This window comes from Paraburkholderia ginsengiterrae (genome assembly GCF_001645125.1).
GTDB lineage: Bacteria > Pseudomonadota > Gammaproteobacteria > Burkholderiales > Burkholderiaceae > Paraburkholderia > Paraburkholderia ginsengiterrae.
This window is the reverse complement of the sequence record NZ_LXKA01000098.1, coordinates 123942-150170: the sequence shown is the minus strand read 5'-3', so window position 1 is coordinate 150170 and position 26229 is coordinate 123942. Positions and strand designations below refer to the sequence as shown.

The 26229-nt window shown below is 64.3% G+C and carries 20 protein-coding genes; 8 read left to right on the top strand and 12 right to left on the bottom strand.

What is annotated here, in order from left to right:
• On the bottom strand, positions 1–379 hold a 379-nt coding region (locus A6V37_RS07540), incomplete at its 3' end, for an MFS transporter (RefSeq protein WP_157447856.1).
• Between the two features lie 390 nt (positions 380–769).
• On the opposite strand from A6V37_RS07540, the gene xdhA reads away from it, so the two are divergent.
• The 3 genes from xdhA (at position 770) to xdhC (ending at position 5377) form a co-directional block, all read left to right on the top strand.
• Positions 770–2299, top strand: a complete 1530-nt coding sequence (gene xdhA, locus A6V37_RS07535) for a xanthine dehydrogenase small subunit (protein WP_064285884.1) — start codon at positions 770–772, stop codon at positions 2297–2299.
• A 38-nt stretch (positions 2300–2337) separates the two neighbouring features.
• On the top strand, positions 2338–4704 hold the full coding sequence (gene xdhB / locus A6V37_RS07530) for a xanthine dehydrogenase molybdopterin binding subunit (RefSeq protein ID WP_064285883.1): 2367 nt from the start codon (positions 2338–2340) through the stop codon (positions 4702–4704).
• Positions 4705–4810: 106 nt separating this feature from the next.
• Positions 4811–5377: a xanthine dehydrogenase accessory protein XdhC gene (gene xdhC / locus A6V37_RS07525; RefSeq protein WP_064272482.1), complete on the top strand. Its 567-nt coding sequence runs from the start codon at positions 4811–4813 to the stop codon at positions 5375–5377.
• 54 nt (positions 5378–5431) lie between these two features.
• Here the strand turns inward: xdhC and A6V37_RS07520 are convergent, their stop codons facing one another.
• The 3 genes from A6V37_RS07520 to A6V37_RS07510 form a co-directional block, all read right to left on the bottom strand.
• Complete coding sequence (locus A6V37_RS07520; RefSeq protein ID WP_064285882.1) at positions 5432–6424, bottom strand: LysR substrate-binding domain-containing protein; 993 nt, start codon at positions 6422–6424, stop codon at positions 5432–5434.
• Between the two features lie 242 nt (positions 6425–6666).
• The gene (locus tag A6V37_RS07515; RefSeq protein WP_064272480.1) at positions 6667–7317 is read right to left on the bottom strand and encodes a 2-hydroxychromene-2-carboxylate isomerase; all 651 of its coding nucleotides are present in this window, start codon (positions 7315–7317) and stop codon (positions 6667–6669) included.
• Between the two features lie 93 nt (positions 7318–7410).
• Positions 7411–8883: a TAXI family TRAP transporter solute-binding subunit gene (locus A6V37_RS07510; RefSeq protein WP_064285881.1), complete on the bottom strand. Its 1473-nt coding sequence runs from the start codon at positions 8881–8883 to the stop codon at positions 7411–7413.
• A gap of 480 nt (positions 8884–9363) precedes the next feature.
• On the opposite strand from A6V37_RS07510, the gene A6V37_RS07505 reads away from it, so the two are divergent.
• Both A6V37_RS07505 and A6V37_RS07500 read left to right on the top strand, forming a co-directional pair.
• Positions 9364–9717: a BON domain-containing protein gene (locus A6V37_RS07505; RefSeq protein WP_064272478.1), complete on the top strand. Its 354-nt coding sequence runs from the start codon at positions 9364–9366 to the stop codon at positions 9715–9717.
• Between the two features lie 279 nt (positions 9718–9996).
• On the top strand, positions 9997–10245 hold the full coding sequence (locus tag A6V37_RS07500; RefSeq protein ID WP_064272477.1) for a hypothetical protein: 249 nt from the start codon (positions 9997–9999) through the stop codon (positions 10243–10245).
• A gap of 11 nt (positions 10246–10256) precedes the next feature.
• On the opposite strand, the gene A6V37_RS07495 is transcribed toward A6V37_RS07500, so the two are convergent.
• The 4 genes from A6V37_RS07495 to A6V37_RS07480 form a co-directional block, all read right to left on the bottom strand.
• Entirely contained in the window at positions 10257–11045 is a 789-nt protein-coding gene (locus A6V37_RS07495) for a sulfite exporter TauE/SafE family protein (protein ID WP_064272476.1), read from the bottom strand.
• 211 nt (positions 11046–11256) lie between these two features.
• Positions 11257–11916 carry a LysE family translocator gene (locus tag A6V37_RS07490; protein WP_064272475.1) on the bottom strand — a complete coding sequence of 220 codons (660 nt, stop codon included), beginning with the start codon at positions 11914–11916 and terminating at the stop codon, positions 11257–11259.
• Positions 11917–12196: 280 nt separating this feature from the next.
• Entirely contained in the window at positions 12197–12529 is a 333-nt protein-coding gene (locus A6V37_RS07485; RefSeq protein WP_208607854.1) for a hypothetical protein, read from the bottom strand.
• 486 nt (positions 12530–13015) lie between these two features.
• Positions 13016–13993 carry a helix-turn-helix domain-containing protein gene (locus A6V37_RS07480; protein WP_064272473.1) on the bottom strand — a complete coding sequence of 326 codons (978 nt, stop codon included), beginning with the start codon at positions 13991–13993 and terminating at the stop codon, positions 13016–13018.
• A gap of 250 nt (positions 13994–14243) precedes the next feature.
• On the opposite strand from A6V37_RS07480, the gene A6V37_RS07475 reads away from it, so the two are divergent.
• Positions 14244–15020, top strand: coding sequence for an SDR family NAD(P)-dependent oxidoreductase (locus A6V37_RS07475; protein WP_064272472.1), 777 nt, complete (start codon positions 14244–14246; stop codon positions 15018–15020).
• 60 nt (positions 15021–15080) lie between these two features.
• Positions 15081–16619: an amino acid permease gene (locus A6V37_RS07470; RefSeq protein ID WP_064272471.1), complete on the top strand. Its 1539-nt coding sequence runs from the start codon at positions 15081–15083 to the stop codon at positions 16617–16619.
• Between the two features lie 116 nt (positions 16620–16735).
• Here A6V37_RS07470 and A6V37_RS07465 read toward each other — a convergent pair whose 3' ends face one another.
• Positions 16736–18688 carry a glycoside hydrolase family protein gene (locus A6V37_RS07465; protein ID WP_064272470.1) on the bottom strand — a complete coding sequence of 651 codons (1953 nt, stop codon included), beginning with the start codon at positions 18686–18688 and terminating at the stop codon, positions 16736–16738.
• 724 nt (positions 18689–19412) lie between these two features.
• Between A6V37_RS07465 and A6V37_RS07460 the strand changes: the two genes are divergently transcribed.
• A complete protein-coding gene (locus A6V37_RS07460; protein ID WP_064272469.1) occupies positions 19413–20498 on the top strand; it encodes a glycosyltransferase family 4 protein in 1086 nt (361 codons plus the stop codon).
• A gap of 37 nt (positions 20499–20535) precedes the next feature.
• Here the strand turns inward: A6V37_RS07460 and A6V37_RS07455 are convergent, their stop codons facing one another.
• The 3 genes from A6V37_RS07455 to A6V37_RS07445 all read right to left on the bottom strand — a co-directional run bounded on the left by A6V37_RS07455 (position 20536) and on the right by A6V37_RS07445 (position 25966).
• Positions 20536–22929 carry an RICIN domain-containing protein gene (locus A6V37_RS07455; RefSeq protein WP_064272468.1) on the bottom strand — a complete coding sequence of 798 codons (2394 nt, stop codon included), beginning with the start codon at positions 22927–22929 and terminating at the stop codon, positions 20536–20538.
• Positions 22930–23065: 136 nt separating this feature from the next.
• Positions 23066–23518: a GDP-mannose mannosyl hydrolase gene (locus A6V37_RS07450; RefSeq protein WP_064272467.1), complete on the bottom strand. Its 453-nt coding sequence runs from the start codon at positions 23516–23518 to the stop codon at positions 23066–23068.
• Between the two features lie 132 nt (positions 23519–23650).
• Positions 23651–25966: a hypothetical protein gene (locus tag A6V37_RS07445; protein ID WP_064272466.1), complete on the bottom strand. Its 2316-nt coding sequence runs from the start codon at positions 25964–25966 to the stop codon at positions 23651–23653.
• Between the last annotated feature and the right edge of the window lie 263 nt (positions 25967–26229).

The following is a 26229-nucleotide window of genomic DNA, read 5'->3' as shown; positions in this document are numbered from 1 at the left end:
CCCCAAACCCCAGCACGAGACGGCTGCAGACCAGCAACCCGAGGCTCAACACCGGCCAGTGAGCGCACAACACCGCCAGCAGCAGCAAGACGCCACTCGCGCCACAACCCAGCAAGCCAATCGAGACGGTCCGTTTCGGCCCCAGCGTGTCCGCCGAACGCCCAGCGAGCGGCCGCGAGGCCAGCGTTGCCAAGTATTGCACGCTGATCGCCGCGCCTGCCAGCACCGCGCTGTAACCCAGGTCCTCGTGGACGTAACCCGGCAGCACCGCCAGCGGAATTCCGATCGTCAGATAACAAAGAAACGTGAAAAAAACGACCGGAATGATCTGCATGGTCGTCGCAAATTCGCTACGAGGTGTCGCTGAATCGGTGGACATGGGGAAAACGAGACTTGAAATCGACGGGGAGTCGTGATTTTCCCATGGAACCGATTCCTTTGCAGGACTTGCTTAATGTTTTATCCGCCCAAAAACAGGTGCCGGATCGCCATAATGGTCCGTTTTTGCCTCATCGGCCCCCGTTTTGCCGGCGCGGCGGGCCAGGGCGTCAGCTGTTTGTGTGGCTGTAATTCACTATAAATGAAAAAATTATGGCAAAAAGTCAGTAATGACATAAGCCAGCCGGCCCCCAAATCCATCTCTATATCGTTTCAGGAATATGTCCCGCATGCGATCCGGGCTATGGGTTGTATTTATTGACGGTGATAGTTTTCGGACCATCACAGCTGCACGTCCCAACGGACGCAGCACATTCGAGAGTAACGAGACATGACTGAGCCGATTCGCTTCTACCACCGCAACGCCATCCGCGAAATCAAGGATGCGCCCGTCACCCGCACCGTCCTGCAGTATCTGCGCGAGGACGCGCATTGCACCGGCACCAAGGAAGGTTGCGCTGAAGGCGACTGCGGCGCGTGCACGGTCGTGATCGGCGAGCGCAACGAGGCGGGCGGCGTCGACTTCAAGGCGGTCAACGCCTGCATCCAGTTCGTGCCGACGCTCGACGGCAAGGCGCTGTACACCGTTGAAGATCTGCGCCAGCCGGACGGTTCGCTGCATCCGGTGCAGGAAGCGATGGTGGAGTGCCACGGCTCGCAGTGTGGCTTCTGCACGCCGGGCTTCATCATGTCGATGTGGTCGCTGTACGAAAAGCACGGCCACGAGCACAGCTGCGCGAACAAGACCGTGCCGTCGCGCGATGCAATCAGCAATGCGCTGACCGGCAATCTGTGCCGCTGCACCGGCTATCGTCCGATCGTCGATGCGGCCGTGCGCATGTTCGAAGCCCCCGCGCCGAAAGCGCCGGTCAACGTCGAGGCGCTGTCGAAAACGCTCGCCACGCTCGAGCGCAAGGAGACGTTCCACTACCAGCACGCCGGCCAGAACTTCGACGCGCCGCGCACCGTCTACGCGCTCGCGAAAATCAAGGAAGCCGAACCTGCCGCCCGGATTCTCGCCGGCAGCACGGACATCGGTTTGTGGGTCACCAAGCAGATGCGTGAGCTGGGCAACATCGTCTACGTCGGTCAGATCGCCGAACTGCAAAAGCTCGAAACCAATGACGAGTGGATCGAGATCGGCGCGGGCGTCACCGTCGAAAAGGCGTACGCGGAAATCGCGAAGCAGTACCCGGAACTCTACGAAATGTGGCAACGCTTCGCATCCCTGCCGATCCGCAACGCCGGCACGCTGGGTGGCAACGTCGCCAACGGCTCGCCGATCGGCGACTCGATGCCGGGCCTGATCGCGCTCGGCGCACGAGTGATTGTGCGTGGCGGCGAGATCGAGCGCGAGATGCCGCTCGAAGACCTGTACCTCGCGTATCAGAAGAAGGACATGGCGGAGCACGAGTTCGTGGTCGGGCTGAAGGTGCCGACGCGTACCGGCGCGCGCCAGAACCTGCAGTTCCGCACCTACAAACTGTCGAAGCGCTTCGACTCGGACATCTCGGCGGTATGCGCTGCATTCTCGTTCATCGCCGATGGCGAGTTCATCCGTGAGCCGCGCATCGCGTTCGGCGGGATGGCCGCCACGTCCAAGCGTGCGACGCACGCCGAGGCCGTGCTGCGCGACGCGCAGTGGCACGAAGCCACCGCGCAGGCCGCCATGCTTGCGCTCGGCAACGACTACGCGCCGCTGTCCGACATGCGCGCGACCAGCAACTATCGCCTCGAATCGGCGAAGAACACGCTGTACCGTTTCTGGCTCGAAACGCGTCCGAACAATCCGCTGCCGAAGAGCGCACTGGATGTGCGCGCGGTCGCCGCGGCCTGCGCGCCTGCCGGCGCGAACGCCTGAGACGCAGTCAGCTATCCAAGGATACGGAGAACACAACAATGAATCAGCATGCCGAACCATTCCTGAAAGACCTTCAGGATCTCGACAATTTCACCCAGGTTCACGTCTCGCGCCCGCACGAATCGGCGCATCTGCACGTCAGCGGCCGCGCCACGTACACCGACGACATCCCGACGCTCGCCGGCACACTGCACGCCGCGCTCGGCCTGTCGCCGAAAGCGCACGCGAAGATCGTCTCGATGTCGCTCGACAAGGTGCGCGCCACGCCCGGCGTGGTCGCGATCTTTACTGCCGGCGATATCTCAGGCGTCAACGACGTCGGCCCGATCATTCACGGCGACGATCCGATTCTCGCCGACGGCCTCGTGCAATACGTCGGCCAGCCGATTTTCATCGTGGTCGCGACGTCGCATGAAATTGCACGTCTCGCCGCGCGCCGCGCCGACATCGTCTACGAGGAACTGCCGGCAATTCTGACCGCGCAGCAGGCACGCGCCGCGAACCAGCACGTCCTGCCGCCCATGAAGCTCGCCCGCGGCGAAGCCGGCACGAAGATCGCCCGCGCGGCGCGTCGTGAAGCCGGCGAGATGCTGCTCGGCGGTCAGGAGCAGTTCTATCTGGAAGGCCAGATTTCGTACGCAGTGCCGAAGGACGACGACGGCATGCACGTCTACTGTTCGACGCAGCACCCGACCGAAATGCAGCATATGGTCGCTCACGCTCTGGGCGTGGCGTCGCACAACGTGCTGATCGAATGCCGCCGCATGGGCGGCGGTTTCGGCGGCAAGGAATCGCAATCGGGCCTGTTCGCCTGTTGCGCCGCGCTCGCCGCGTGGAAGCTGCTGTGCCCCGTGAAACTGCGTCCGGACCGCGACGACGACATGATGGTCACGGGCAAGCGCCACGATTTCCATTACACGTACGAAGTGGGTTACGACGACAAGGGCGTGATCGACGGCGTGACGGTCGACATGACCTCGCGCTGCGGTTTCTCCGCCGACCTGTCCGGCCCGGTGATGACGCGCGCGCTGTGCCACTTCGACAACGCGTACTGGCTCTCGGACGTGAGCATCGACGGCTTCTGTGGCAAGACCAACACGCAGTCGAACACCGCGTTCCGCGGCTTCGGCGGCCCGCAAGGCGCGTTCGCGATCGAATACATCATGGACAACGTCGCGCGTTCGGTCGGCGAGGATTCGCTCGACGTGCGCCGCCGCAATCTGTACGGCAAGACCGAGCGCAATCAGACGCCGTACGGCCAGGTCGTCGAAGACAACGTGATTCACGAGCTGATCGACGAACTCGAAGCGACCAGCGAATACCGCGCGCGCCGCGCGGCGATCAACGAGTTCAACGCGAACAACGAAGTGCTGAAGAAGGGGCTCGCGCTCACGCCGGTCAAGTTCGGCATCGCGTTCAACGTGACCCACTTCAACCAGGCCGGCGCGCTCGTGCACATCTACACCGACGGCTCGGTGCTGGTGAACCACGGTGGCACCGAAATGGGCCAGGGCCTGAACACGAAGGTCGCGCAGGTCGTCGCGCACGAACTGGGCATCGGCTTTAACCGCATTCGCGTCACGGCCACGGACACCAGCAAGATCGCCAATACGTCGGCGACGGCGGCCTCGACGGGCTCCGATCTGAACGGCAAGGCCGCGCAGGACGCCGCGCGCCAGTTGCGCGAACGCCTGGCGGCGTTTGCGGCGGAGCGTTTCGGCGCGGGGCAGGTGAGCGCCGCGGAAGTGCGCTTCGTGCACGACCGGATCGTGGTCGGCGAGACGATCGTGCCGTTCGAAGAAGTGATCGCGAAGGCCTACGTCGCGCGTGTTCAGCTCTGGTCGGACGGTTTCTACGCGACGCCTAAGCTCTACTGGGATCAATCGAAGCTGCAGGGCCGGCCGTTCTACTACTACTCGTACGGCGCGGCCGTGTCGGAAGTGGTGATCGACACGCTGACAGGCGAAATGCGCGTGCTGCGCGCGGACGCGTTGCACGACGTGGGCGCGTCGCTGAATCCGGCGCTCGACGTCGGCCAGGTGGAAGGCGCCTTCATTCAGGGCATGGGCTGGCTCACGACCGAGGAACTGTGGTGGAACGCGGGCGGCAAGCTGATGACGCATGCGCCGTCCACCTACAAGATTCCGACTGTCAACGATACGCCGCCGGACTTCCGCGTGCGCCTGTTCAAGAATCGCAACGCGGAGGACAGCATCCACCGTTCGAAGGCGACCGGCGAGCCGCCGCTGCTGCTGCCGTTCTCGGTGTTCTTCGCCGTGCGCGACGCGGTGTCGGCGGTGGGCGACCACAAGGTCAATCCGCCGCTGAACGCGCCCGCGACCAGCGAGGAAATCCTCAAGGCGATCGACGCGGTGCGGGCCGCGACCGCCGCCGCGCGGCAGTAAGCGCTGCAATTTGCGTTGCAATAAGCGTTGCAATAAGCGTTGCAAAAAGCGCGGCACCGAACCGGGAGCCGCGCGCGTGAATCAAACACTCACTGGAATGATCGCCATGAACGATTTCTCTTCCGTTCAGATCGGCCGGCGCAGCGCCGTGGAGGCGCCGCGCCCGGCGCCGATGCACATCGTGCTGTTCGGCGCGGGACACGTCGGGCACGCGCTCGTCAAGCTGCTCGGCAGCCTGCCGTGCGTGGTCCAGTGGGTCGACGAGCGCGACGAGCTGTTCCCCGATGAAACGCCCGCCAACGTGCAGGTCGAAGCGACCGACTCGCCGGATGCGATCGTCGACACGGCACCGCCCGGCGCGTACTTTCTGGTGATGACGCACAATCACGCGCTCGATTTTTCGCTGGCGGCGCGCATCATGCGGCGGCGCGATTTCACCTACTTCGGCATGATTGGCTCGAAGACCAAGCGCGTGAAGTTCGAGCGGCGCTTGCTCGATCGCGGCGTGGATCTGGACCGGCTCGTGGAGATGACGTGCCCGATCGGCGTGGCCGGCATTGTCGATAAGGCGCCGCCTGCGATCGCCGTGGCGGTGTGCGCGGAACTGCTGCAGATTCGCGCACGGCAGGTGGTGGCACAGGTGGCGACGCAGAATCTCTGTGCAAGTGTTTGAACGGCCGAGGTAAGACTGTCGCCTCCCCCCTCATACCGAACCTCATACCAAACGTCAGCCCGCCGCGGCTGACGTTTCCTCTTTCGGCGGCCGTTTTGAGGCCGTTCTGGCGCGCCGCACCTTGTGCGCCACCAATCCATCCGACACCTGGGACATCAGCGCGCGCAGCCAGCCGACATCGCTTGGCCGGTCCGGTTGCGGATGCCACAGCTGATAGCACCTGATGCGAGGAAACGGAATCGGCACCTCGACCACGGCGAGCGGCAGGATGCTCGCGTAGTGCGTCGCGAACCGGCGTGTCGTCGTAAAGATCAGATCGGATTGCAGCAGCGTTTGCGGCACGAGGCCGAAATAAGGCAGCGTTGCGACGATGCGGCGGTCGGCGCGCGCCCGCGCGAAACCCAGGTCGATGGCGCCGCTGCTCGCGCCGCTATAGGGCGTAGGCGCGAGATGCGGCGCCGCGAGATAGGCTTCGCGCGTCAACGGCACGCGCGTCAACGGGTGGTCGGCGCGCATCAGGCAGACCACCGTATCGGAGAACAGGTCGCTGCGTTCGAAACGCGGCTCGGGCTTCGGCCAGTTGCCGATCACCAGATCGAGTTCACCGGCGTCGAGCGCGGCCGAATGATCGAGCATCGGGCTCAGCGAATCGATCTCGAGCCGGGCGTGCGGCGCCGCCTCGCGAAACTGCGCGACCACCGTGGGCATGAAGAAATCGTTCAGATAGTCCGGCGCCGCCACGCGAAACGTGCGGCGCGAGCGGCCGGGATCGAAGTCGCCATGCGGCGTCGCGACGAAATCGACTTCGCGCAGCACGCGTTGCGCGGAGCCCAGCAGCGATTCGCCATATTCGGTCGGCACCATGCCCGACTTGCCGCGCACGAGGATCGGGTCGTTCAGCGTCGCGCGCAGCTTGCGCAGCGCGGTGCTGATGGCGGGCTGGGTTTGATTCAGACGCAGCGCGGTCTGCGTGACGCTGCGCTCGACCAGCAGCGTGCGCAGTACGCGCACGAGCCAGATATCGAGGGAGGCGGCGGTGTCGTCCATGGTTTAAGCGAGGCGGGGCAAGCGGGTCGGGTCCGGATGAAGCGTCGTTCGGAGCCGTCCGCGAGGCGGCTCGCAACAGCGGGGCGCCAACGCGCACGGCGCATAGGCCATAACCTTAGGCCCGTTTGCCGTGTAGCGGCATAGCAGGCCCGGTATGGCCGGCATCAGCCATACCGTTTTGCGCTGATCGACCCGGACGGCGGCGCGGACCATGCCTCGCGCGCCGCAGGCGGACAGTCCGCCTACGGTTTTTTGCTCGCCAGGCCCGACGGCAACGAACTGATCCGTTTCACTTCTTTCGATTCGAGCCAGTTCGGGGTGCGCGCGCAGTACAGCACCATGGGCAACGCGTCTTCACCCCAGAACAGCTGGTCGTTCAGACGGAAAGTCGGCACGCCATAGACGCCGAGGCCGATCGCGTCCGCTGTATTGCGCTGCAATTGCGCCTTCACCTCTTCACTCTCGATGAGCGCCGGGCCGTCGCGCATGCCGACGCGTTCGCACAGCGCGGCAAAGCCTGCTTCGCTCGACGGATCGCGGCCTTCGCGCCAGATAAAGCGGAAAACCTCGCGCACGAAGTTGACGTCGCCCTTCGCCGCGGTGGCGAGCAGCAGCGGCTTCATGGAATCGAACGGATGAGCCGGCGGCATCTTGTACGGAATGCCGAGCTGCTCCGCGCGAAACAGCGCGTGCCGGTACGTAAAGGTGCGCCTGGAGGGGATGCCGTAAGCCGACCGTTGTCCCCAGTGGTGATACAGGTCGGTCAGGACAACCGGCGTGAACGCGAAGTCGAAACCCGGCCATTTGTCGTGTTGCTCGAGCAACAGGTACGTGAACGGCGAGACAAAATCGTAAAACCACAGCGGTTGCCTGGCGTCGATGCCAACGGTCATAAATGTCTCCCGAATTGCCCGTTCCGAACGCCATGTCTGCCGAAGCGCCGGATTTGTGACGATCTTACGCGGTGCGGCCGCCGCTTGCACCGGTCAAAATGGCTTTGCTCCACGGTTGTGAGGGGTTTCCCCGATTTCAGCCGCCTCGTTCGCCGCCGGCGTGGGGTCGGCGCCCGCTTCGTCCGATTCGGCCTCGGAGTCGCCGTCCGAGCCGTCGGCATAGGCTTCGCGAGCCTGCCTGAGCCGGCGGCGCACGAAGCCGATATGCTCGCGCAGCACATAGAACTGATCCGCATAGGCGAGAGGCATTTTCAGACCGTTGACGGACTCCTCGATCGCGTCGAGCCGTTCGATCAGCGAGGCGCGTTCGGCGGCTGAATGCTCGCTGAGGGCGCTGCGCTCGATCGCGATCAGCGCGCCGTACCAGCGATAGATCCGCGATTTCACCCGCCAGGCATACAGCGACGGCACGAGGCGCAGGGCCGGCACCAGCAGCACGATCAGCGGCACGACCACCACCAGCAGCCGGTCAGCGAGGCTCGCCAGCCAGAACGGCAGCATCCGGTAGAGGAAGCCTTTGCCCGACTTGTAGTAGCGCGCGGCGTCGTCGCTGATCGGGAAGTCGTGTGCGAGCGGCGCGGGGAATTCGCCGGCGCGCTGCATGATGGTCGCCTTGCCGTGCACCTCGCGCGCGGCTTCGATCAGCAGATCCGAGAGCGCGGGATGGAGCGAGTCGCGCGCCACCAGTTCGGCGGTCGGCGCGACCATGTGAATCGGCACGGAGGGCAGATTCTTGCCGAGGTCGAACGCGCCCATCGGCATTTCGAGCTGGGTCAGGTAGGGAAAGCGGCGTGTGTACGCGTCGGCCTGGAAGAAATCGTAGAACTGCACGTTCGGCGTGCGGTACAGCTTGCCCATCACGGCGGGTTGCGCCGAATCGCCGGCCAGAAACGCCGCGTCGATCTTGCCGGAAACGAGCGCCTGAGCGGCGTCTTCGCCGGAGAGCGGCAGCAGTTTGGTCGGCCCGCCCGGCTCGATGCCGTTGGCCTTGAGCAGCGCGAGCGCCAGTTCGCGCGTGCCGCTGCCTTCGGCGCCGACCGCAACACGCTGCCCCTTGAATTCCGACAGACGCGCGACGGTAGGCCCATGATAGAAGATCGCCAGCGGCACATAAGCCACGCTGCCGAGCGACATCAGGCCATCGCGCGCCGAGCCGGGTGCGACGCCGTCCTGCACGAAGCCGACGTCGACGTTCGATTTCGGGTCGGAGAGCCGCTGCAGATTCTGCAGCGAGCCTTCGGAGGTCAACACGTTCAGCGTGATGCGGTTGCGCGCCAGAATGGCTTTGTACTTCTGCGCCGCGTTCCAGAAGGTGCTGCCCTGCGGGCCCGCGCTGATCGTCAGCGTGCTGGGTGGCGCGGGCTGGATCAGACGCACGGCGACCCAGATCGCCGCGGCGGCGATCAGCAGGATCGGCCCGAACGAGACCGCCAGATCGCGCCAGGAGATCGCGACAAAACGGGCGACGAGACGGGGAGGGCGTTTGCGGCCGGTGGCTGGCTTCATCTGATGACGTGACGGCGACGGTCGAAAATGAACAGGGTTGGCGCTGCGCGGCGCGCCAACCAGGGGCGAAACCCATGCGGCACGCTATGCATGGCGCGCGAGCCACGCGGGCAGTGCGCGTCGCGCCGATGGTACCTGAGATTCGCGCGACGGCGGAAGGATTGACTAAACCCTTTGCGCTTATGGCCCGTCTAGATTAAATTGTGCACCGTTGCCGCGAACTGACGTTTGCGCGGCGCGACCCGGCACGACACACAAGAGAACCGGGCGCGTCGGCGGACTTCGCGGCTTGCCGGTGTTCCTGCCGCATCGCATGCGGCAATCGGCCGCCAGCCTCTCTCGCCTCTCGCTCACCGTGTTACAGCCATAGTCGGCCATCGCTTTGCCGCGCCTTGTCGCGCGCGCCGGTATGGCCGCCGGTAGTCGTAACGAAGCCGCTTGTAGATGCGGTCCAATGTGAAGCTAAGGAGAAAAAAAGCTATGAAATCGGTCGGTTATCTGAAGACGCTGGGCTCGGTGGTGGCAATGGTGGTGGCGTGCAATGTGTACGCTCAGGCAAGCGATGCAACGGCAACCGGCACGACCGCCGCGCCGGCTGCCAGCGCGCAATCCGCCAAGAAGGCGAACAGCCAGCTGGGCCGCAAGGTGCGTGGCGCGCTGGCCAAGGCGCAAGGCATCGACGTGTCGAGCATCGCCGTGCGTGCACGTGGCGGCGCGGTGACGCTCACGGGTTCGGTACCTGATCAAGGCCAGATCGACAAAGCCGGCGAGATCGCCAAGGGCGTCGCGGGCGTGAGCTCGGTCTCGAACAAGCTGAGCGTCGAACAGCAGTAATTGGCCGAGGCACGCGGCGCCCGCAGGCGCCGTGCGCGGCCGCACGTTTGGCCGACGGTTCGATACCGTCGCGCCTGATCGTGAAACGGTAAACACCAAGGCTCCGGCAAAAAACCGGAGCCTTTTTCGTTTTTAATTCAGGTGATTATCTGGCGGTAATGATGGGGCACGGCAATTGCGAATGAGTGGGGTATGCCGTCACGGTTCGATTGTGCGCTATGACACACTGATGCCTCGCCCCATGGCGTACTGTGAGGCATAGGAATTGGAGTTAATGCCATGGACAACACGCTATTACGCTACACGGATTTGCCGATCGGCGATCGCGCCGCTTTTGAACTGGTTTGCGCGCGGCACGGCTTCGCGCCGGCGCATTTCGACATCAGTGCCTGCACGGACCCGGGCGATGCCGCGCACGAGCGTTTCGTCACCGTGCGGCGTGCTGGCTGGGCGCAATGCTATCGCGACAGTCGCGGTCAATGGATCCGGCAGTTCGAGGCCGATCTGACCTCCCGCTTTTTCAAATAGCCGCCAGCCGTTCAGGCCAGCACAAGGCGCACCCCAACCAGCGTGAGCGTGGCCGCGAGCAGGTTGCGCAGCAACGCGTCCGGCGCGCGCGAGGACAGATAGCTGCCGATCGCGATGCCCGGCAGCGACCCGACCAGCAGCGACAGCAGCATCGCCCAGTTGACCGAGCCCAGCAGCCAATGGCCGGCGCCCGCCAGCAGGGTGAGCGGCACTGCATGCGCAATATCGGAGCCGACAATGCGCGTGGTCGGCAGCAGCGGATAGAGCAGCAGCAACACCGTCACGCCGATGGCGCCCGCGCCCACCGAGGTCAGCGAGACCAGCACGCCGAGCACCGCGCCGGTGAGGATGGTGAGCCCCAGCGTGCGTCCCTGGCTGGGCGTGCGCAGCTTGCGCGCGCCGAGCGCCGCGAGTTGCGGACGAAACACCAGCGCCACCGCCGTCACCAGCAACGCCACGCCGAGCACGATCTGGATCAGCCGGCTCGCGCCCGGCGTGTCCATGCCATAGCGATGCAGCAGGATCAGGGTGATGGTGGCCGCCGGCACGCTGCCGGCGGCGAGGCGCAGCGTAACCTGCCAGTCGACGGAGCCCTTCAGGCCGTGCACGAGCGTGCCGGTCGCCTTGGTGGCAGCCGCGTAGAGCAGATCCGTGCCGACCGCGGTGGCGGGATGCACGTTGAACAGGAGGACCAGGATCGGTGTCATCAGCGAACCGCCGCCGACGCCCGTCAGACCGACCAGAAAGCCGACGAACAGGCCGGAGAGGGAGTACAGCAGATCGATGTGAGGAAGAGCCATGGGACAGACCGCTGGCGGCCGGGTGGGTTGGACAAGTTAGGCGGCAAAGCCGGCGCGCGTGCCTTCGGCAGTCGATCGAGGGCGGCGGGCAGGCCGCCGCGGCGCGGCGAAAGCCGCTATTGTCGCAAAACTGCCGCACTTGCGTACGAAACCCCATGCGGAGCGCTCGAACGCCACGGTGAGCGGCCGGTGCGAAACTGTCACACCCCGCTCAAAGCGCGCGGCGGATCTCCACCACGCCGAACGCCGCGAGCATGAGCCCGACCAGCCGGTCGATGGCGACCCGCAGCTTGCTGCCGATCGCATGGCGCGCGAGCGACACCACGGTCACGAGGAAACACCACCACGCGATCGAGCCGCAAAACACGCCGCCCACCGTGGTCAGAGCAATCGCCGATGAAAACGCGCCGCGCGGCGCGAGCGTGGTGAACAGCGCGGCGAACATGATGACCGTTTGCGGATTGGTCAGCGTGAGCAGCAATGAACTCGCATACGCGCGCAACGCACCTGCCCGGCCCACTTGCGCGAGCTTGCCATTGCCGTTGCCCGTGCCGTTTGCATCACCGTTTGCCGTATCGGCGGGCGCTTTCTGCAGCAGCGTTCGCACGCCCAGATACAGCAGGAACAGACCGGCGAGCAGATGCAAGGGCCGGTCATACGCGAGCATGAACTGGGAGATACCGACAAGCCCGAGTGCCGCGATCAGACCATAGACGGCATCGCCCGTGGCGATGCCGAAGCCGATTGCGAGCCCGGCGCGCGGACCGCCGGTCAGCGTGCGGCGGATGCACAGCATGCCCATCGGACCGACCGGCGCGGCAATCGCAAGGCCGACGCCCGCTGCGGTAAAGAAGAGACTGGTGGTGGACATGGCTATCTCTGACGGATTGTTCTGGTTCGTGCCGCTGGCCGCCGAGGGCGGCTTGACGGTGCCGCCATGCTCATGACGGGCGAGTCCCTCAGCATAGCCAGACCAGAAACGGTGGGCAAGTCCGCGTGTAATCCACGGTGCGATCGTGGTGCCCGACGCCAGTTTGAAGCAGGCGCCACGGGAGGACGCCTGAGGTGGAAGGTGCCCGCGTGCGCGGAGCAACCCTTTATTGATTTGTTCACATGACGCGTGAAGCCCGAAGGAGACCTTCGGGCCACGCTCACATCAAGCCCAATAGCTTGGCCGGCGCGCAAGACACGCAGGAATGAATTTGCCCCGTTTGTTCCAGAGCGATGAAAGTGACCGCAAGCGCCACCACGGCGACGGACGCGGCGCACAGAATCTTTTTCGTCCGTGATGGCCGCGAATCGGCGGCAACCGGCGTGTGCACTTCGGGGTGCGCTGCGGGCATCGCGACCATCGGCGCCGCTGCCATTGGTTCCGCGCGCAGCGCCTCGACGTCTCTCGCGAGTTCCGACAGCACGCCCAGTTTCTTGCCCACCACTTTCCGCTTGAGATGGACGCGCTTGAGTTCGCTCTCGAGGTCGGTCACGTACGATTCCAGCGAGGTCGATTCGGCCTTCAACCGCTCTAGCATCGACGAGACCTCGTCGGCTGTTTCGGGTGCTGCGGGCGAATGGTGAGTCCAGTTGTCGGCAATTGGGGCTTTGTAGTTCATCTGGTAGGGAGTATTCACTTTGACCTCGCGCGTTAAAGTGGCAGGCGTATTGCCGGCGAATGCGCAATCACGCGATTCACAGGAAATCGGCTCTGGCGCGGGTTGATAGGGCAGATCAAAAAATGGATCTTGCTGGGCAAACAGGCGTGTTCACGCTTGATCGTGAACGGGATTTGGAGCTATCGCTTCCTTACCGCTCACAACAGTAGAGAATTGTAGGGAGCCCGAATCGGCTTAGATATAAGATAAGTCTCAAGGTCATCCGACGGCGCGTTGCGGGAAGCGCCGGGGCCATGCAAGGCAGCGAATGAATGAGATGGGACAGCACGCCGGCATTCGCGCGGCGTTCGGGCCAGCAATCTAAGCGGCTCGGCTTTTTCTCCAGGTCTCCGACGGCAACTCGCCAAACTGCCCGCGATACTCGTTGGAGAAATTCCCGAAATGCCAGAATCCCCATCGAGTGGCGACTTCCGTTACCGAAGCGGAGCCACGCAATTCACGGCGCACGTGATCGAGCCGGACCGCCCTTATGTAAGCGGACGGATTGACGCCTAGCGTGTCTTCGAACGCATATTGCAACGTGCGCCGGCTCGCGCGAAACCGGGCACACAATTGCGCGACGGAGAGCGGGCAATCAGGCGACTCCTCAACCAGCTCGCGCACGCTGCGCACCAGTTGCCAGTTCCGCGCGGTACGCGCCCCGGCATGCCCGTGCGGATCGACCTCGCGCATGTCCTGCAACACATCGGCAAGACCGAATATCACCGACTTCTCGAACGCCGCGGCCACGCCGGCGTCGTCGAGCAAAGTGGGTGTGGCAGCTACCGCGTCGAGTAGTTGCTTCAGCACCTCGCGCAGGCCCTGCAATCTCGCAGGATCGGCATTCAGTACGCCGGGCCTTGCGCCCAGCAGCGGCATCAGCTCGTCGAGCTGCGAGCGCACCAGGCGATCACCGATTGCAGCCGGCTCGATCTCGAGGTTCACCACCACATGTTTGTCGGGCGACAGGAATTCGAACCCGCCATCGCCGGAAAACACATGCAAGCCGTCGCGGTGACTCGTCTGTCCGCACAGCAACGCATGCCCTTCGAGCTGAAACGGGATGCCCACCGCGACTCTCGACGGCGCGACCTGGCCGCGCTGATAGACCGTGCGGTTCAGACGCTCGACCAGCACCCGCACGCCACCCGCGTGGAATGAACTGACCGAGCCGTCGAAGGCGCCACGCGAAATCTGGCAATAGCTCTGGTTCCACGCGTCGAGCAGCAGCGCCTGCTCGTCGATGTTGCGGCAACAGTGAATCTCGACCGCGCCGCTCGTCCGATTGACCGCCTGCATAGCTTCTCCCGATTCTGATGGCGCTCCCGAATGCCGCGTGCCGACCAGTGTATGCGAAAAAAAAGCCATGCCGTAGCGGTGAAACAGGCCGTATTCGCTCGCACGCCTCAGATTTCGAGGGCGTCGTAATGCATTTGTCAGAAACGCCGGATTTTTACGGGATTTTTACTTTTTGCCAATTTTGGATAGTCGCCGCTTTTTGCCGCTCCTACTTTGTGCACAACGTAATGCACCAAAGTGGGAGTGACGCATGAGCAGAGCGGCAGGCAGGCTGGAAGGCAAGATCGCGATCGTGTCGGGCGGGGCGACGGGCGCGGGCGGCGCGGCTTCGTTGCTGTTCGCGCAGGAGGGCGCGCAGGTCGCCGTCGTCGACATCAATACGGATGCGGGCGAGGAAGTGGTGACGCGGATTCGCGCGGCAGGCGGCAGCGCCGAACTGTTCGCCGCCGACGTGTCGAAGCGCGCGGCGGTGGACGCCGCCGTGGCCGGCATCATGGCGCGCTTCGGACGGATCGACGTGTTGTTCAATCACGCCGGCAGCATTGTCGTGAAGCCGTTTGTCGACACCACCGATGAAGACTACGACTGGCTCATGAACGTCAACGTGAAAAGCATGTTCATGATGACGCGCGCCGTGCTGCCGCACATGCTCGCCGCGGGCGGCGGTTCGATCGTGTGCACGGCGTCGATTTCGTCGGTGGCGGCGACGCCGCTCGAAGTGCTCTACTGCACGACCAAGGGCGCCTGCGCGATGTTCGCGCGTGCCATCGCTGTCGAGTATCGCGACCGCGGGATTCGCTGCAATGCCGTGTGCCCCGGCTTCATCGACACACCGCACGGGCGGCGCGAAATCAGCGCGCTTGCCAAATATGGGTTCGATGCGAGCGAGGCGGCCTTGTCGGTGCAGCAGGGGCGCCTGTGCGCACCGGAAGAAGTGGCGCGCGCCGCGCTCTTTCTCGCCAGCGACGACGCGAGCTTCGTCAACGGCGCGCACCTGTACGTCGATAACTGCTTCACGGCCGCGTGAGCCGCGCTTCGCCGCACGCTCGCCGCACCTCAGTCATAACCCTGTTCAAAGGATCGCGTCATGGACATCAACACGGCCGTACCGTCGGCGGAGTCTGCCGACAACGACGTCAAACTGCTGCACAAGATGGGTTACGCGCAGGAACTGTCCCGGCGCATGGGGGCGTTCTCGAACTTCGCGGTGTCGTTCTCGCTGATCTGCATTCTGTCGGGCGGCATCACGTCGTTCCAGATGGGGCTGTCGGCGGCGGGCGGGGCGTCGATCGGACTCGGCTGGCCGCTCGGCTCGCTGTTCGCGCTGGTGGTGGCCGCAGCCATGGCGCAGATTGCTTCGTCGTATCCGACTGCGGGCGGGCTCTATCACTGGAGTTCGATTCTCGGCGGCAAAACGTGGGGCTGGCTGACCGCGTGGCTGAATCTGCTCGGCCTCGTGTTCGTGGTCGCCGCGATCAACTTCGGCACCTATGATCCGTTCTTCCGTACGCTGATCGCGCCGATGTTCGGTGTGAACCCAGACTCCCTCGGCTGGTGGCAGCAGACGCTGTTTCTGACCGTGATCACCGCGTCGCAGGCGTTTCTCAATCATCGCGGCATCCGCATCACGAGCAAGATCACCGACCTGTCGGGCTATCTGATCTTCGTGGTGACGGTCATGCTGGTGGTGTCGCTGCTGGTGTATTCGCCGGTCAAGATCGATCTGTCGCGGCTCTACACGTTCACCAACTTCACCGGTGTCGACGGTGGCCAGTGGCCGAAACAGACCATGGCAATGGCGTTTCTCTCAGGTCTCCTATTGACCGCTTATACGATTACCGGCTTCGACGCCTCGGCCCATACGTCGGAAGAGACCCATGAGGCGGCGCGCAATGTGCCGCGCGGCATCATCGGCTCGGTGTTCTGGTCGACCACGTTTGGCTACGTGATGGTGTGCGCCTTCGTGCTGGTCATGCCGGATATCACCGCGGCCGTGAAGCAGGGCACGGGATTCTTCGAGGCGATCCTCGCGCCGATTCCGGCGCCGCTGCGCATCGTGATCGAATTGCTGATGTTCTTCATCAACTACGTCTGCGGGCTCGCGGCGGTGACTTCCACGTCGCGCATGATGTTTGCGTTTGCTCGTGACGGCGGCTTGCCCGCCTCCAAATGGCTGCGCAAGGTGAATGCGGCGCATCGCACACCGGGCGCGGCGATCTGGACCTGCGCGGTGCTGGCGATTGCCGTCACGCTGTATGGCGACGCCTTCACCGTGCTCAGCGCCGGCAGTGCGGTGTTCCTGTTCATTTCGTATGCGATGCCGACCGCGGCCGGCATTTTCGCCGAAGGCCGCACGTGGACCGAAAAGGGCCCGTTTCAGTTGGGTATGTGGTCGAAGCCGTTCGCGGTGGCGGCGGTGTTCGGTGCGCTGGTGCTCGCCTATGTCGGCATGCAGCCGCCGAATCAGAAAGTGACCTACGTGATTATCGGCTTGCTCGTGGTGCTGCTGGCGATCTGGTACGGCGCGGGCGTGCGCAACAGTTTCGCAGGGCCGCCGATCGGCAAGCTGTCGAAAGAGCGAGAAAGCGAATTGCGTGGCATGGAGGGGCAACTGGAGGAAAGTTGAGCCGCCGCCGAGGATGATTGAGCATCCAAAAAAATAACGTCAGCCGGCTTGTGAGCCGGCTGACGTTTTTCAGGGGTATCGTGATATCCGTGATCCGGGCGAACCGGATCAGCGAATTACATGCCGACGTATCCCACCGGCGTCGTCGCGTTGGCCTTGGCGACCGACGCGTTGCCCGACACCACATACACCGGCGATTCGGTCAGGTTCAGCGTCAGCACGCCGTTGCTGTAGCTGGCGCTCGTCGCGTTGCCCATCATGTCGATCAGCTTCACGGTGCCGCTCGTGCCCGGCGCGTCGACGGTGAGGCTGTAAGCGACGCTATAGGTCGAGCTGAAGCCCGTGCTCGCGCTCCACACGTTGTTGTTGTGCGCCCACAAGGCGGTGATCACCGCGCCGTTGCCGACCTGCTGGAAGGCGTAGGCATAGATGCCGGTCGGCGTGCCGTTCACCGGGCCGAGCGTCGTGGTGCCGTCGAGCGTGTGCGTCATGGCGCTGATCGCCATTGCCACCGGCTTCGGACTGAGGTTCGACGCGCCGAATGCGCCTTGCGCGTCGTTCAGGTCGAAGAACGTGCCATAGCCGACTTCGCCCGGATAGTCCGCGCCATAGAACACATAGGTCTGATCCGCGCCCTCGCCGAGCGTGATGATGTGCATGCGCGCCGCCACCGCCGCCTGCGCGTACAGCACGTTGGCGCTCGGATAGTTCGGGCCGTACGAGCTGCCGAGGTCGTAGCTGATGCCGGCTTCCGTCGAGAACAGGTGCATGCCCGGACGATAGTCGTTGGCCATTTCCGCGCGCAGGTCGCGCATCTGGCCGCGCAACGAACCTTCGGCGGTCGAGGGATCGCTGTCGTAGCGCTCGGGCGGATGCGACGGCGAGGTGCCTGCGTCGTAGTAGCCGTGGGTGGCGACCGCGTCGATGTACTGGCCGAAGCCGAGCGGCGCGAGACGCTTCAGGCGCGTCGTGGTGAGGCTCGGGAAGGCGTCGGCGGGGCCCATGACCATCGCGTGCGGATCCGTCGAATGAATGCCCTGGTAGACCGCCTTGTACAGCGCGATGAAGTTGGCGTCGGTGTCGGTCCACATCTGGTTCGGTTCCCACGTCACCTGATAGTAGTTGGCCGACTGGGTCGGGAAGTACGCGGCGCGAATCGCGTTCGACTCCGTGCCGACGCGGCTCATGTAGTTCTGGTAGTACGCCAGATCGGTCGGCAGCGTCGTGTCGTCCTGGAACGCGCCGGTGCTGCTCGCCCACGCCGGAATGCCGTCGAGGCGAATCAGGCGCATCACGTTGCCGCTCGTGTAGAACGGATCGAGATTGTTGGCCGACGGATTGAACGTGTTCGGTCCGTTCGGTTCCATCGTGGAGAGTTCGCGGTCGTCAATCGTCGACGAAATGCCGAGCGCCGCCAGCAGCGGACCGTTGTCGTTCGCGCCCTGCATGCCGAAGCGGTGCTGTTCCTGGCGTGCATAGGTCACCGCCGGAATGACGCCGGCCAGATTCGGCATCACGCCGAAGGTTGCGATGCCGGCCGGACGCGTGCCGGCCTGCGGCAGCTGGCCGCCGTTCTGTGCAAGTGTGCCGGTCGCCGCGAAATAGCCGGCGAGCGTCGAGGTGCAATTGAACGTGGTGGTCTTCGAGCCGGCCGCAACAGGCGTGCTGCCGCTCGCGGCAACGTGGCCGAGCGTGTCGGTGACGGCCCAGTTCAGCGTGTCCGCGTTCGCCACGTTGGTTGTAAAGGAAAGCTGGAACGTGGTGCCCTGCGCGAAGATGCGCGTGCCGTCCGTGCTAGGCGTGTCCGCGGAAATGGTCGCGCTGCCGGAGCCCGCCGACGTGGCGGGCGAGGTGCAGCTCAGTGCCGATGTGGTGCTGGGCGTTACGTTCAGCGCGGCGTTGCCGTTGCCGGTGCTGCCAGTGGCGCCATTGCCCGACGTGCTCGAGCCGGTCGGATTGGTCGCCCCGTTGACCTGGGTTGCCGAGGTGCTGCCGGAACTGCCGCCACCGCCGCCGCATGCGGCGAGAGCGAGAGACAGTGTCGAGAGTACAAGTAGTCGCGATTTCATCAGTCTGTAGGCAATGCGTTAGCCGATCATTCGCCATGGCCTCGCGCGCGGCGCGTTGGGCAAGAAGGCGAACATCGAGGTTGATTGGCTCATGCGAAACCGCCCCGCTGGCGGAAGCGGATTTGGCGGAAACGAACGACCGGGGAAAGTACGACGAAAACTACCGATGTCTTGCGTGAGCAAGACAATGTGGATCGCCTCGCCAAAGTTCACGACGCGAGCCGATGAACTTTTTACTATTTCGTAAGTTATGACGGTCCGGTTGGGGAGAATCGACCGCAACAATACGCATTAGTATGCTTAAAAGAAGTAACGAGTCGTTACGTATGAATAATGACGCAGTACTCATTACATTGATCGCATGATATGAGTTGTCAGAAGAGAGTAGTACTTTTACGCCACGTCGAAATGGGGTCGAAATAATTTGAAACGGATGCCTAACTATCTCGGCGGGCAATCCGCTGAGAAATGGGCGCTAGCGCTCACTCGATAGCCGAAGAAGCCTTGGGGTTGGCGGAAAAGTGCTGGGCCTTGGGTGTAAGGTTTCCTCGCGACATGCGCTTCGCAGCGGAACTGTCGCTGTTTTACCAGGGTGTCGGCGCGCTCGGGAACAAGGAGTGCTTCAGATACGTTTATTGGATGCTGACGTTATTCAGGGCCTGTAATAACGGGGGCGGCGTCCCATCCGCTGCGCAAAGAATGCGGTTATCCAGAGAGATCAATCGTGAGGATTCTTCAACTGGTTCATGCACCGCGATTGTCCGGGGCAGAAATACTCGTAAAAGGCGTGGCCATTCATCACCAGCGGGGTGGTCATGAAGTCTGCATGACGTCGCTGCTTCCGCAGCAGGACGACTTCGCCGCCATTCGGGCCGAACTTCAGGCCGCGGGCGTTACCTGCATGTTTCCCGAGGTACGCCATGGCAGGGTGGGCAAGCTGCTGCACCTGTATCGCGTGGTGCGGCGGTTCCGGCCCGATTTCATCGTGGCGCATGCCACGCTCGCCGCGCTGTACGTGCGTCTTTTACCCGTGCATACGCCGATTGCATGGGTCATGCATTCCGGCGTGAACGACTTCGAGAACGGCGCGCTCAAGCAGGCCGAGCGCCTGCTTTCGCGCCGGGCGAGGGCGATTATCGGCGTGTCGCAGCAGAATATCGACGACTACATGCGGGAGATCGGCAAGCATCCGGCCATGGTCGTGATTCCGAACGGCGTGGACGCGACGCTGTTCTCGGAACCGGACGATGCCTCGGCGCTCAGTCTCGACGTGCACCCGAAGCAGATCGTTCAGCTTGGCCGGTATATCGAAGGCAAGAGCCAGCTGGATACGATTCGCGCGTTCGAGCGGGTGGTGCAATCGGAGCCGGAGGCGCATCTGATGCTGTGCGGCGTCGTCGAGGATCTCGACTATCACAGGGCGGTGCTGTCGCTCGTCGCTGAGCTTGGTTTGGAAAGCAAGGTGACGGTGGGCGGCCCGCGCTCCGACGTTGCAGCGATCCTGCGTTCGTCGCGTGTCTTTGCCATGCCTTCGCGTTTCGAGGCGCAGAGCATTGGTTTTCTCGAGGCGCTGGCCTCGGGTATTCCTGTCGTGGCGAGCCGGATTCCCTCGTTCAGTTTCGCGAGCGCGTTCGCCGGGGTCAGCCTCGTCGACACGACCGACCCGGAAGCGTACGGGCGAGCCTTGCTGAATGCTCTCGGCACGCCGCGCGCGAACCGGCAGCTGGCCGGATACACGCTCCATGACACGGCGGATCGTTACATGACGGTCGCGCGCAAGTTCGTTCAACCGCTACGCGTTTCGACCTGAAGCACACCGCAGCACAACGCGCCGACCGGCGCTCGCGCTACTGCGCGAGCCGGTCGATTCGCACTGTCTCCGAGAAAAGACCCGGCAACGTGCCGAGATCCTGGGCGGCGCCCAGCGCGAGGCCGTTTCCTGCCGGATAGCGCGACAGCGCCGGTGCGCCGCCGGTGAAATAAAAATCGCCGAGCGTCGCGTCGGTCCGCCGGTACAGCACCAGCGCCGCGCCTTGCTTGTCGCGCACGAATGCGGGAAAGACATCCGACCACGACAGGCCGTGCAGGGTCGCTGCCTCGACCGGTGCATAGGCCGCGCTGCTTAGGTCGACAGTGGCCACGTCGATCATTGCGTCTTCGCTCGTCTCATCGAGATGGGGTGTCAGCAGGATCAAGGTGTTGCGGTCCTCGTCGTGCACGGCGCCGATGGTCACTTTTACAAACCCCGGGACAAAAGTCGCCGGCAACAGGTGACGCTCGCCAACACCCAGGCGCGTGCCTTCGGTCGCGATGAGCGTGAGCGCAAGCCGGCCGTCGGCGCTATCGACAGCCACCAGTGACTCGCGTGCGCCCGCTTTGTCGCGGCGCACCAGCAGATTGACGTTCTGGTTCAGCGTGTCGGCCTGCGCCCAGAGCGCCGGCGCGGACCCCACCACCGCGCCCGCTCCTTGCGCGGTGGCGACCCACAGGTCGAGTCCGCGATCGGCGCGTTTCTGCGCGATCAGCACGCTGGCGCGTCCGGTTCCGGTCAAGTCCGCGGCCACATACTGCTGCGCCAGTTCCGGCCTGAACGCCTGACTGGTTTGCAGCCACAGGCGCGGCGCCTCGAAATGGTCGCCGGTGCTACGCAGCAGCCAGAACGCGGTGCCACCCTGACGCGCCGCGACGATCATCAGGTCGGCCTTGCCGTCGCCGCTGAAGTCGCCAAGCAGGAAGCGCACGCTGTCGAAGCACAGTTTGTCGCCGGCGCAACTCGGCGCGGTGGCGAGCGGGTCGAACGGCACCGCGTCGGCGTACCACAGCGCGGGCGGCGACGCTTTCGCGAGCGACGCGGCATACACGTTGAAGCCGGGGCCGTCGTGTCGCCGCTGAACATAGACTGCCGACGGTTCGCCCGCGCCGGCGATGTCGCCCACCATCGCGGTGGCGAGCCTCAGGTCGTTCTCCTGGGTGCGCTGCGTGGTGGCCCAGCGGAAGCGGGTGGTGAGCGCGGTGCAGCCGCGCATGGTGAGCTTGCCGTCGTTTTCGCCGAGGCAGTGGCGCATCGGCGTATAGACGATGCCGAAGTCCCACGGCGTCCAGCGCTGCGCCTGGTCCCATTGATCGCAGGTCTCGGATACCAGATAGCCGTCGCGCTCGGCGATGCATTGCGAGGTCGCGACGCTCACGAGCGCGGCGTTGCGTGGATTGCCGGGATAGACGGTGAGCGGATCCCAGCGCCATTGCTGGGCGGGCGAGTTCGCGCAGGCCGCGAGCGTGGGGGCGCGGCCCGGGCCCGCGGAGGTCAGGCAGCGGCTCGCCGCGGCGTTGAAGAGTTGCATCGGGTACGCCTGAAAATCCGGCACGCGATGGTCGGTGCGATCCTCAAAGGCATAGCGCCGCGAGATCCAGTTGCCGTTCCATTGAAACTCGCCGAATACATGCGACCACTCGCTGCCGTCGATCGAAAAGTAACTCGCGACAATGTCGCGCTTGCGCTGGACTTCGGCAGAGGGAAGATTGCCTGGCCAGCCGCCGGTCGGATAGGTGACGTGATAGACAATCGGCACGCTCTTGCCGAGTGTCTGCGCAACGTGGCGTGTAATGCGGGCGGCAAAGATGTGGTCCGGGTGCTCGATAAACGGTACGGTGTCCGGATTAAGTGTGTAGATCTGCGTGGCCTGCGCGAGCACGACTTTCAGCGCTGCTGACAGGCTATCGCGATCGTATTTGACGCGCACGGTGCCGTCCGCGTTCATCGGGTAGGTGGAGAGCGTGGCGTGCTGCTCCCACAGCAGGCCGAGCGGCTCGCGGCCGCCGCGCACACCACCGCCGGGCAGGCGGAACTCGAGCAGGCGTACCTGCGGCTTCGCCTTCAACACCATCTGATGGACCTGCTTGCCGGCCAGCGTGACGTTCGACTCGATCCATTCGTTGGGCACCCCGGCCATGCGTGCGTAAGCGAGCCGCGAGGCCCGCTCGCGAGTCAGCACATAGGCGAAGTCCGCACCGTTGGCGCCGCCGATCAGATGCACGGTGGTGATGCACCACCCCGCGTCGAGGCGTTCGGTGATGGCCGGGTCCACGAACAGCAGATCGTCATCGAGGTGCGCGACCACGGTGACGAGCGTGCCGGCGGCGCAATCGGCCGCGCGCGCCTGGACCGGAAAGAAGGCGAAAGCGACAAGCGCGAGGAAAGCAACGAGTGAATCGTGTACGAACCGGATTGCCGATGATCGCATAGTGATTCGAGCCCTGAAGGAGAGCTCGATCATACTTGAGCCGCCCTTGTCGCCACGTTGCCGAACTCACAGTCGGCACGGTATGGCGCGTCGGCATGCGCGCGCGCCGGCGCGCTCGCGCGAGCGCGTAGCCGCGTTAGCGGAAATAGGCCTGCGTGTTCTCGTGAACGTCGGTGCGCGACAGCAGTTCCGAAGGCGTGAGCCAGAGGTATTCGCTGTGCTGTTCCGGCCGTCCGAGCTGCGCCGTGCTGGTCAGGGTCAGCGCATAAGCGAGCACGATGTAGTGCGTCGACACACCCGGCTCGCCCGCGAAGTTGTCGCCGTAGTGGTGTTCGTACACGCCTTCGAAGCGTGCCGCCGAGCGCGCCAGCTTCGCGATGCCCAGCTCGGCCTCGGCGATGCGCGCGAACGCGGCGTCGAGCGTTTCGTCCTTGAGAATGCGGCCGCCCGGCACGAACCACGTGCCGCGAGCCGGCCGGTTGCGGCGGCGGCCGACCAGCACGCGCCCCTGTGCGTCGCTGACGATCAGATCGATCGCGACCAGTGGCGTGAGCCGAACCACGTCCATGAAATCGATCTCGGTGAGCATGTCCTCTCCTGCGCTTCTGGGCGCCGCTTCTGGGTGACGATACCCATGCTAACTTGTCGCCGGCCACCTGCTCTGTGCGCCAGTCGCCATGGGCCCTGTCGCCGCACGCCGAAATATCGCCCGATCGCGCCGCTAGCGCGCCACGTAACCTTCCGGCGTCATGACGGCGTCCTTGAACACGTCGGCGTTGCCGGACACGACATAAATGGGCGCGGGCGAAAGTTTCAGACCGGCCACGCCGTCGCGGTAAGGCAAGTTCGTTGCGTTGCCCATCATGTCGAACACCGTCACGTCGCCCGCCGTGCCGGGCGCGTCGACGCGCAGGCGGTAGTCCACGCTTCGGCTCGCGTCGAAGCCGGTTTTGGCGCTCCACGCGTCGTTTTCATGCGTCCAGAGCGCGGTCACGATCTTGCCGCCGCCGAGCCGCCGGAATGCATACGCGTAGACGCCCTTGGGCAGATTCTTGAGCGGCCCGAGCGTGTTGGTGCCGTCGATGATGCGCGTCATCGCCGCCACCGCGAGCGCGGCGGGTTTAGGGCTGATGTGCGACGGCCCATAGGCGCCGGACGGATGATCGAGTTCGAAGAAGATGCCGTAGCCAGGAGCGGCGTCCGGCATGTCCGCAAGATAGAACACGTACGTCATGTCCGCGCCTTCGCCGAGCAGAATCAGGTGCGTGCGCGCCGTGACCGCGGCCTGCGCATAGAGCACGTTTGCGCCCGGGTAGTTCTTGCCATATGACGCGCCGATGTCATAGCTAATGCCGGTTTCAGTCACGAATAGCGGCGCGCCGGGCTTGAGGTACTGACGCAGTTCGTGGCGCAGGGCGCGCATCGAGGCGGGCAGCGCACCCGGCACGGTGCCCTGATTGCCGTTATCCGCGACTCGCTCAGGCGGATGCGACGGCGTCGTGCCGATATCGTAGTAACCGTGAACCGTCATGCCATCCATATAGCGGCCGATTCCCTGCGGTCCGAGCCGGCGCATCCATTTCACGTTCCCCTGCACCGACGAATAGGTCAGCCCCATCACGACCGCATGCGGATCGTTCTGATGGATGCCTTCCCAGACCGCCTTGTACATCGCGATGAAATTCGCGTCGCTGTCGCGCCACGGCAACCCGCCGTCGGCGTCCGGCTCCCACGTCACCTGATAGTAGTTGTCGCGCTGTTTGGGGAAATAAGTCATGCGCACGCGGTTCGACTCGGTGCCGACTTTGGCCATGTAGTCCTTCATCTGCGCGAGCGAGGTCGGTGCATAGCTATGGGTCTCTTTGCCGGTCGGACTCGCCCACTGCGGAATGCCGTCGAGCTGGATCAGCCGCATGAGGTCGCCGCGCCGGAAGATGGGCGCGAGCTGCTTCGTCGCGGGAGCGAAGGTGCCTGATTGCTTCGGCTCCTCGACATACCAGTTGCGATTGTCGTTCACCCACGACAGACCGAGCGCGGTGTAGACCGGCCGGTAGCCGTCGCCGTCGCAGCAGTGCTGCCCCGGCGCGAGATAGGCGGTGCCCTGTCCGCCGAATCGGTGCAGGTCCTCGTACGGAAACTGCACGGCGGGTAGCGCAGCGGAAAGATCCGACAATACGCCGAACGTAGCGATACCAGCAGGACGCGTGCCACGCGATTCGAGTTGCCCGTGTCCGTGTTCGAGCGAAGCGGACACCGCGAAGTAGCCGGCCACGGTGGAGGCGCAGCTCAGCGTGGACAGCGTCGCCCCCGCCGCCACCGGGAAGCGTCCGCTCGCGCGCACGGTATTCCACGCGTCGCGTATCTGCCAGTCGAGCGTATCGCTTTGGGCCGGGCGTGTGGTGAAGACGAGCGCGAACGGTTTGGCCACGGGGAATAGCCGAGTGCCGTCGCTCGGCGTGTCGGCTTCGACGAGATCGCCGTTCGCCGGTGCGCTCGCCTGCAAGGTTGGTGCCGAAGAACAGCGCAGGCCCTGCCCAGGCGGCGCCTTCAGATCGGAGCGCGGGGCGGATTGCAGTGCGGCAGTCGGCGCCGCATCCTGACCTGCCGCCGGCGCGGCCGCCGTGCTCGTGGCACGGCTGGTGGCACTGCCCGCGGTTTGTGCAACGGCGCAGCGTTTATCCTCACCGGGAGCAGGGTCGCCGAACACGCCGTTGTTGCATTCGGCGCCGTTCGAGAATGTCTTGATGACATGCTGCTTCGCCGTGCCGTACAGCACATCGCGCGTGCCGCTGAATTCACAGTTGCCGTTTTCCGCCGCGCACGGTGTCCATGTTTTGCCGTCGGCACGGAACGTGGTCTTGTCCGCACCATTCGCTTCCGTCCCTGCATCAGCCGCGCCGCATTGGCCGGCGGAGAGGCCGAGCAGAAGCAGCGCCGCTGCCGAGGCCGCAACACGTAAAATATGCAGCCGCGGCCCACGGGCGGCAAGGAAGCCGGTCAGTGTTCGCCGCGCGCGTTGTTCACCTGCATTCGCCATAGATGCCCCGTGTGGATCGCGGTATGTCCTCGACGACATCACGTCGTCCAACTACTAGTACACCAGGTCGGACCCGCCTGGGTACACCTCCCGTCGCGATGTGTTGCGGAAATCGCATAGTGCATTTCCGCAATCCTTTGGCGGAAATGACCCGGTTCGTATTCGGCACATTCCGCCATTGGCCCGCCTATTGCCGGGTGGACAAAGTTGTCTAATTTCCATGTTTCATGTTTGAAACATTAATCGCCGTGTTTATATTCATG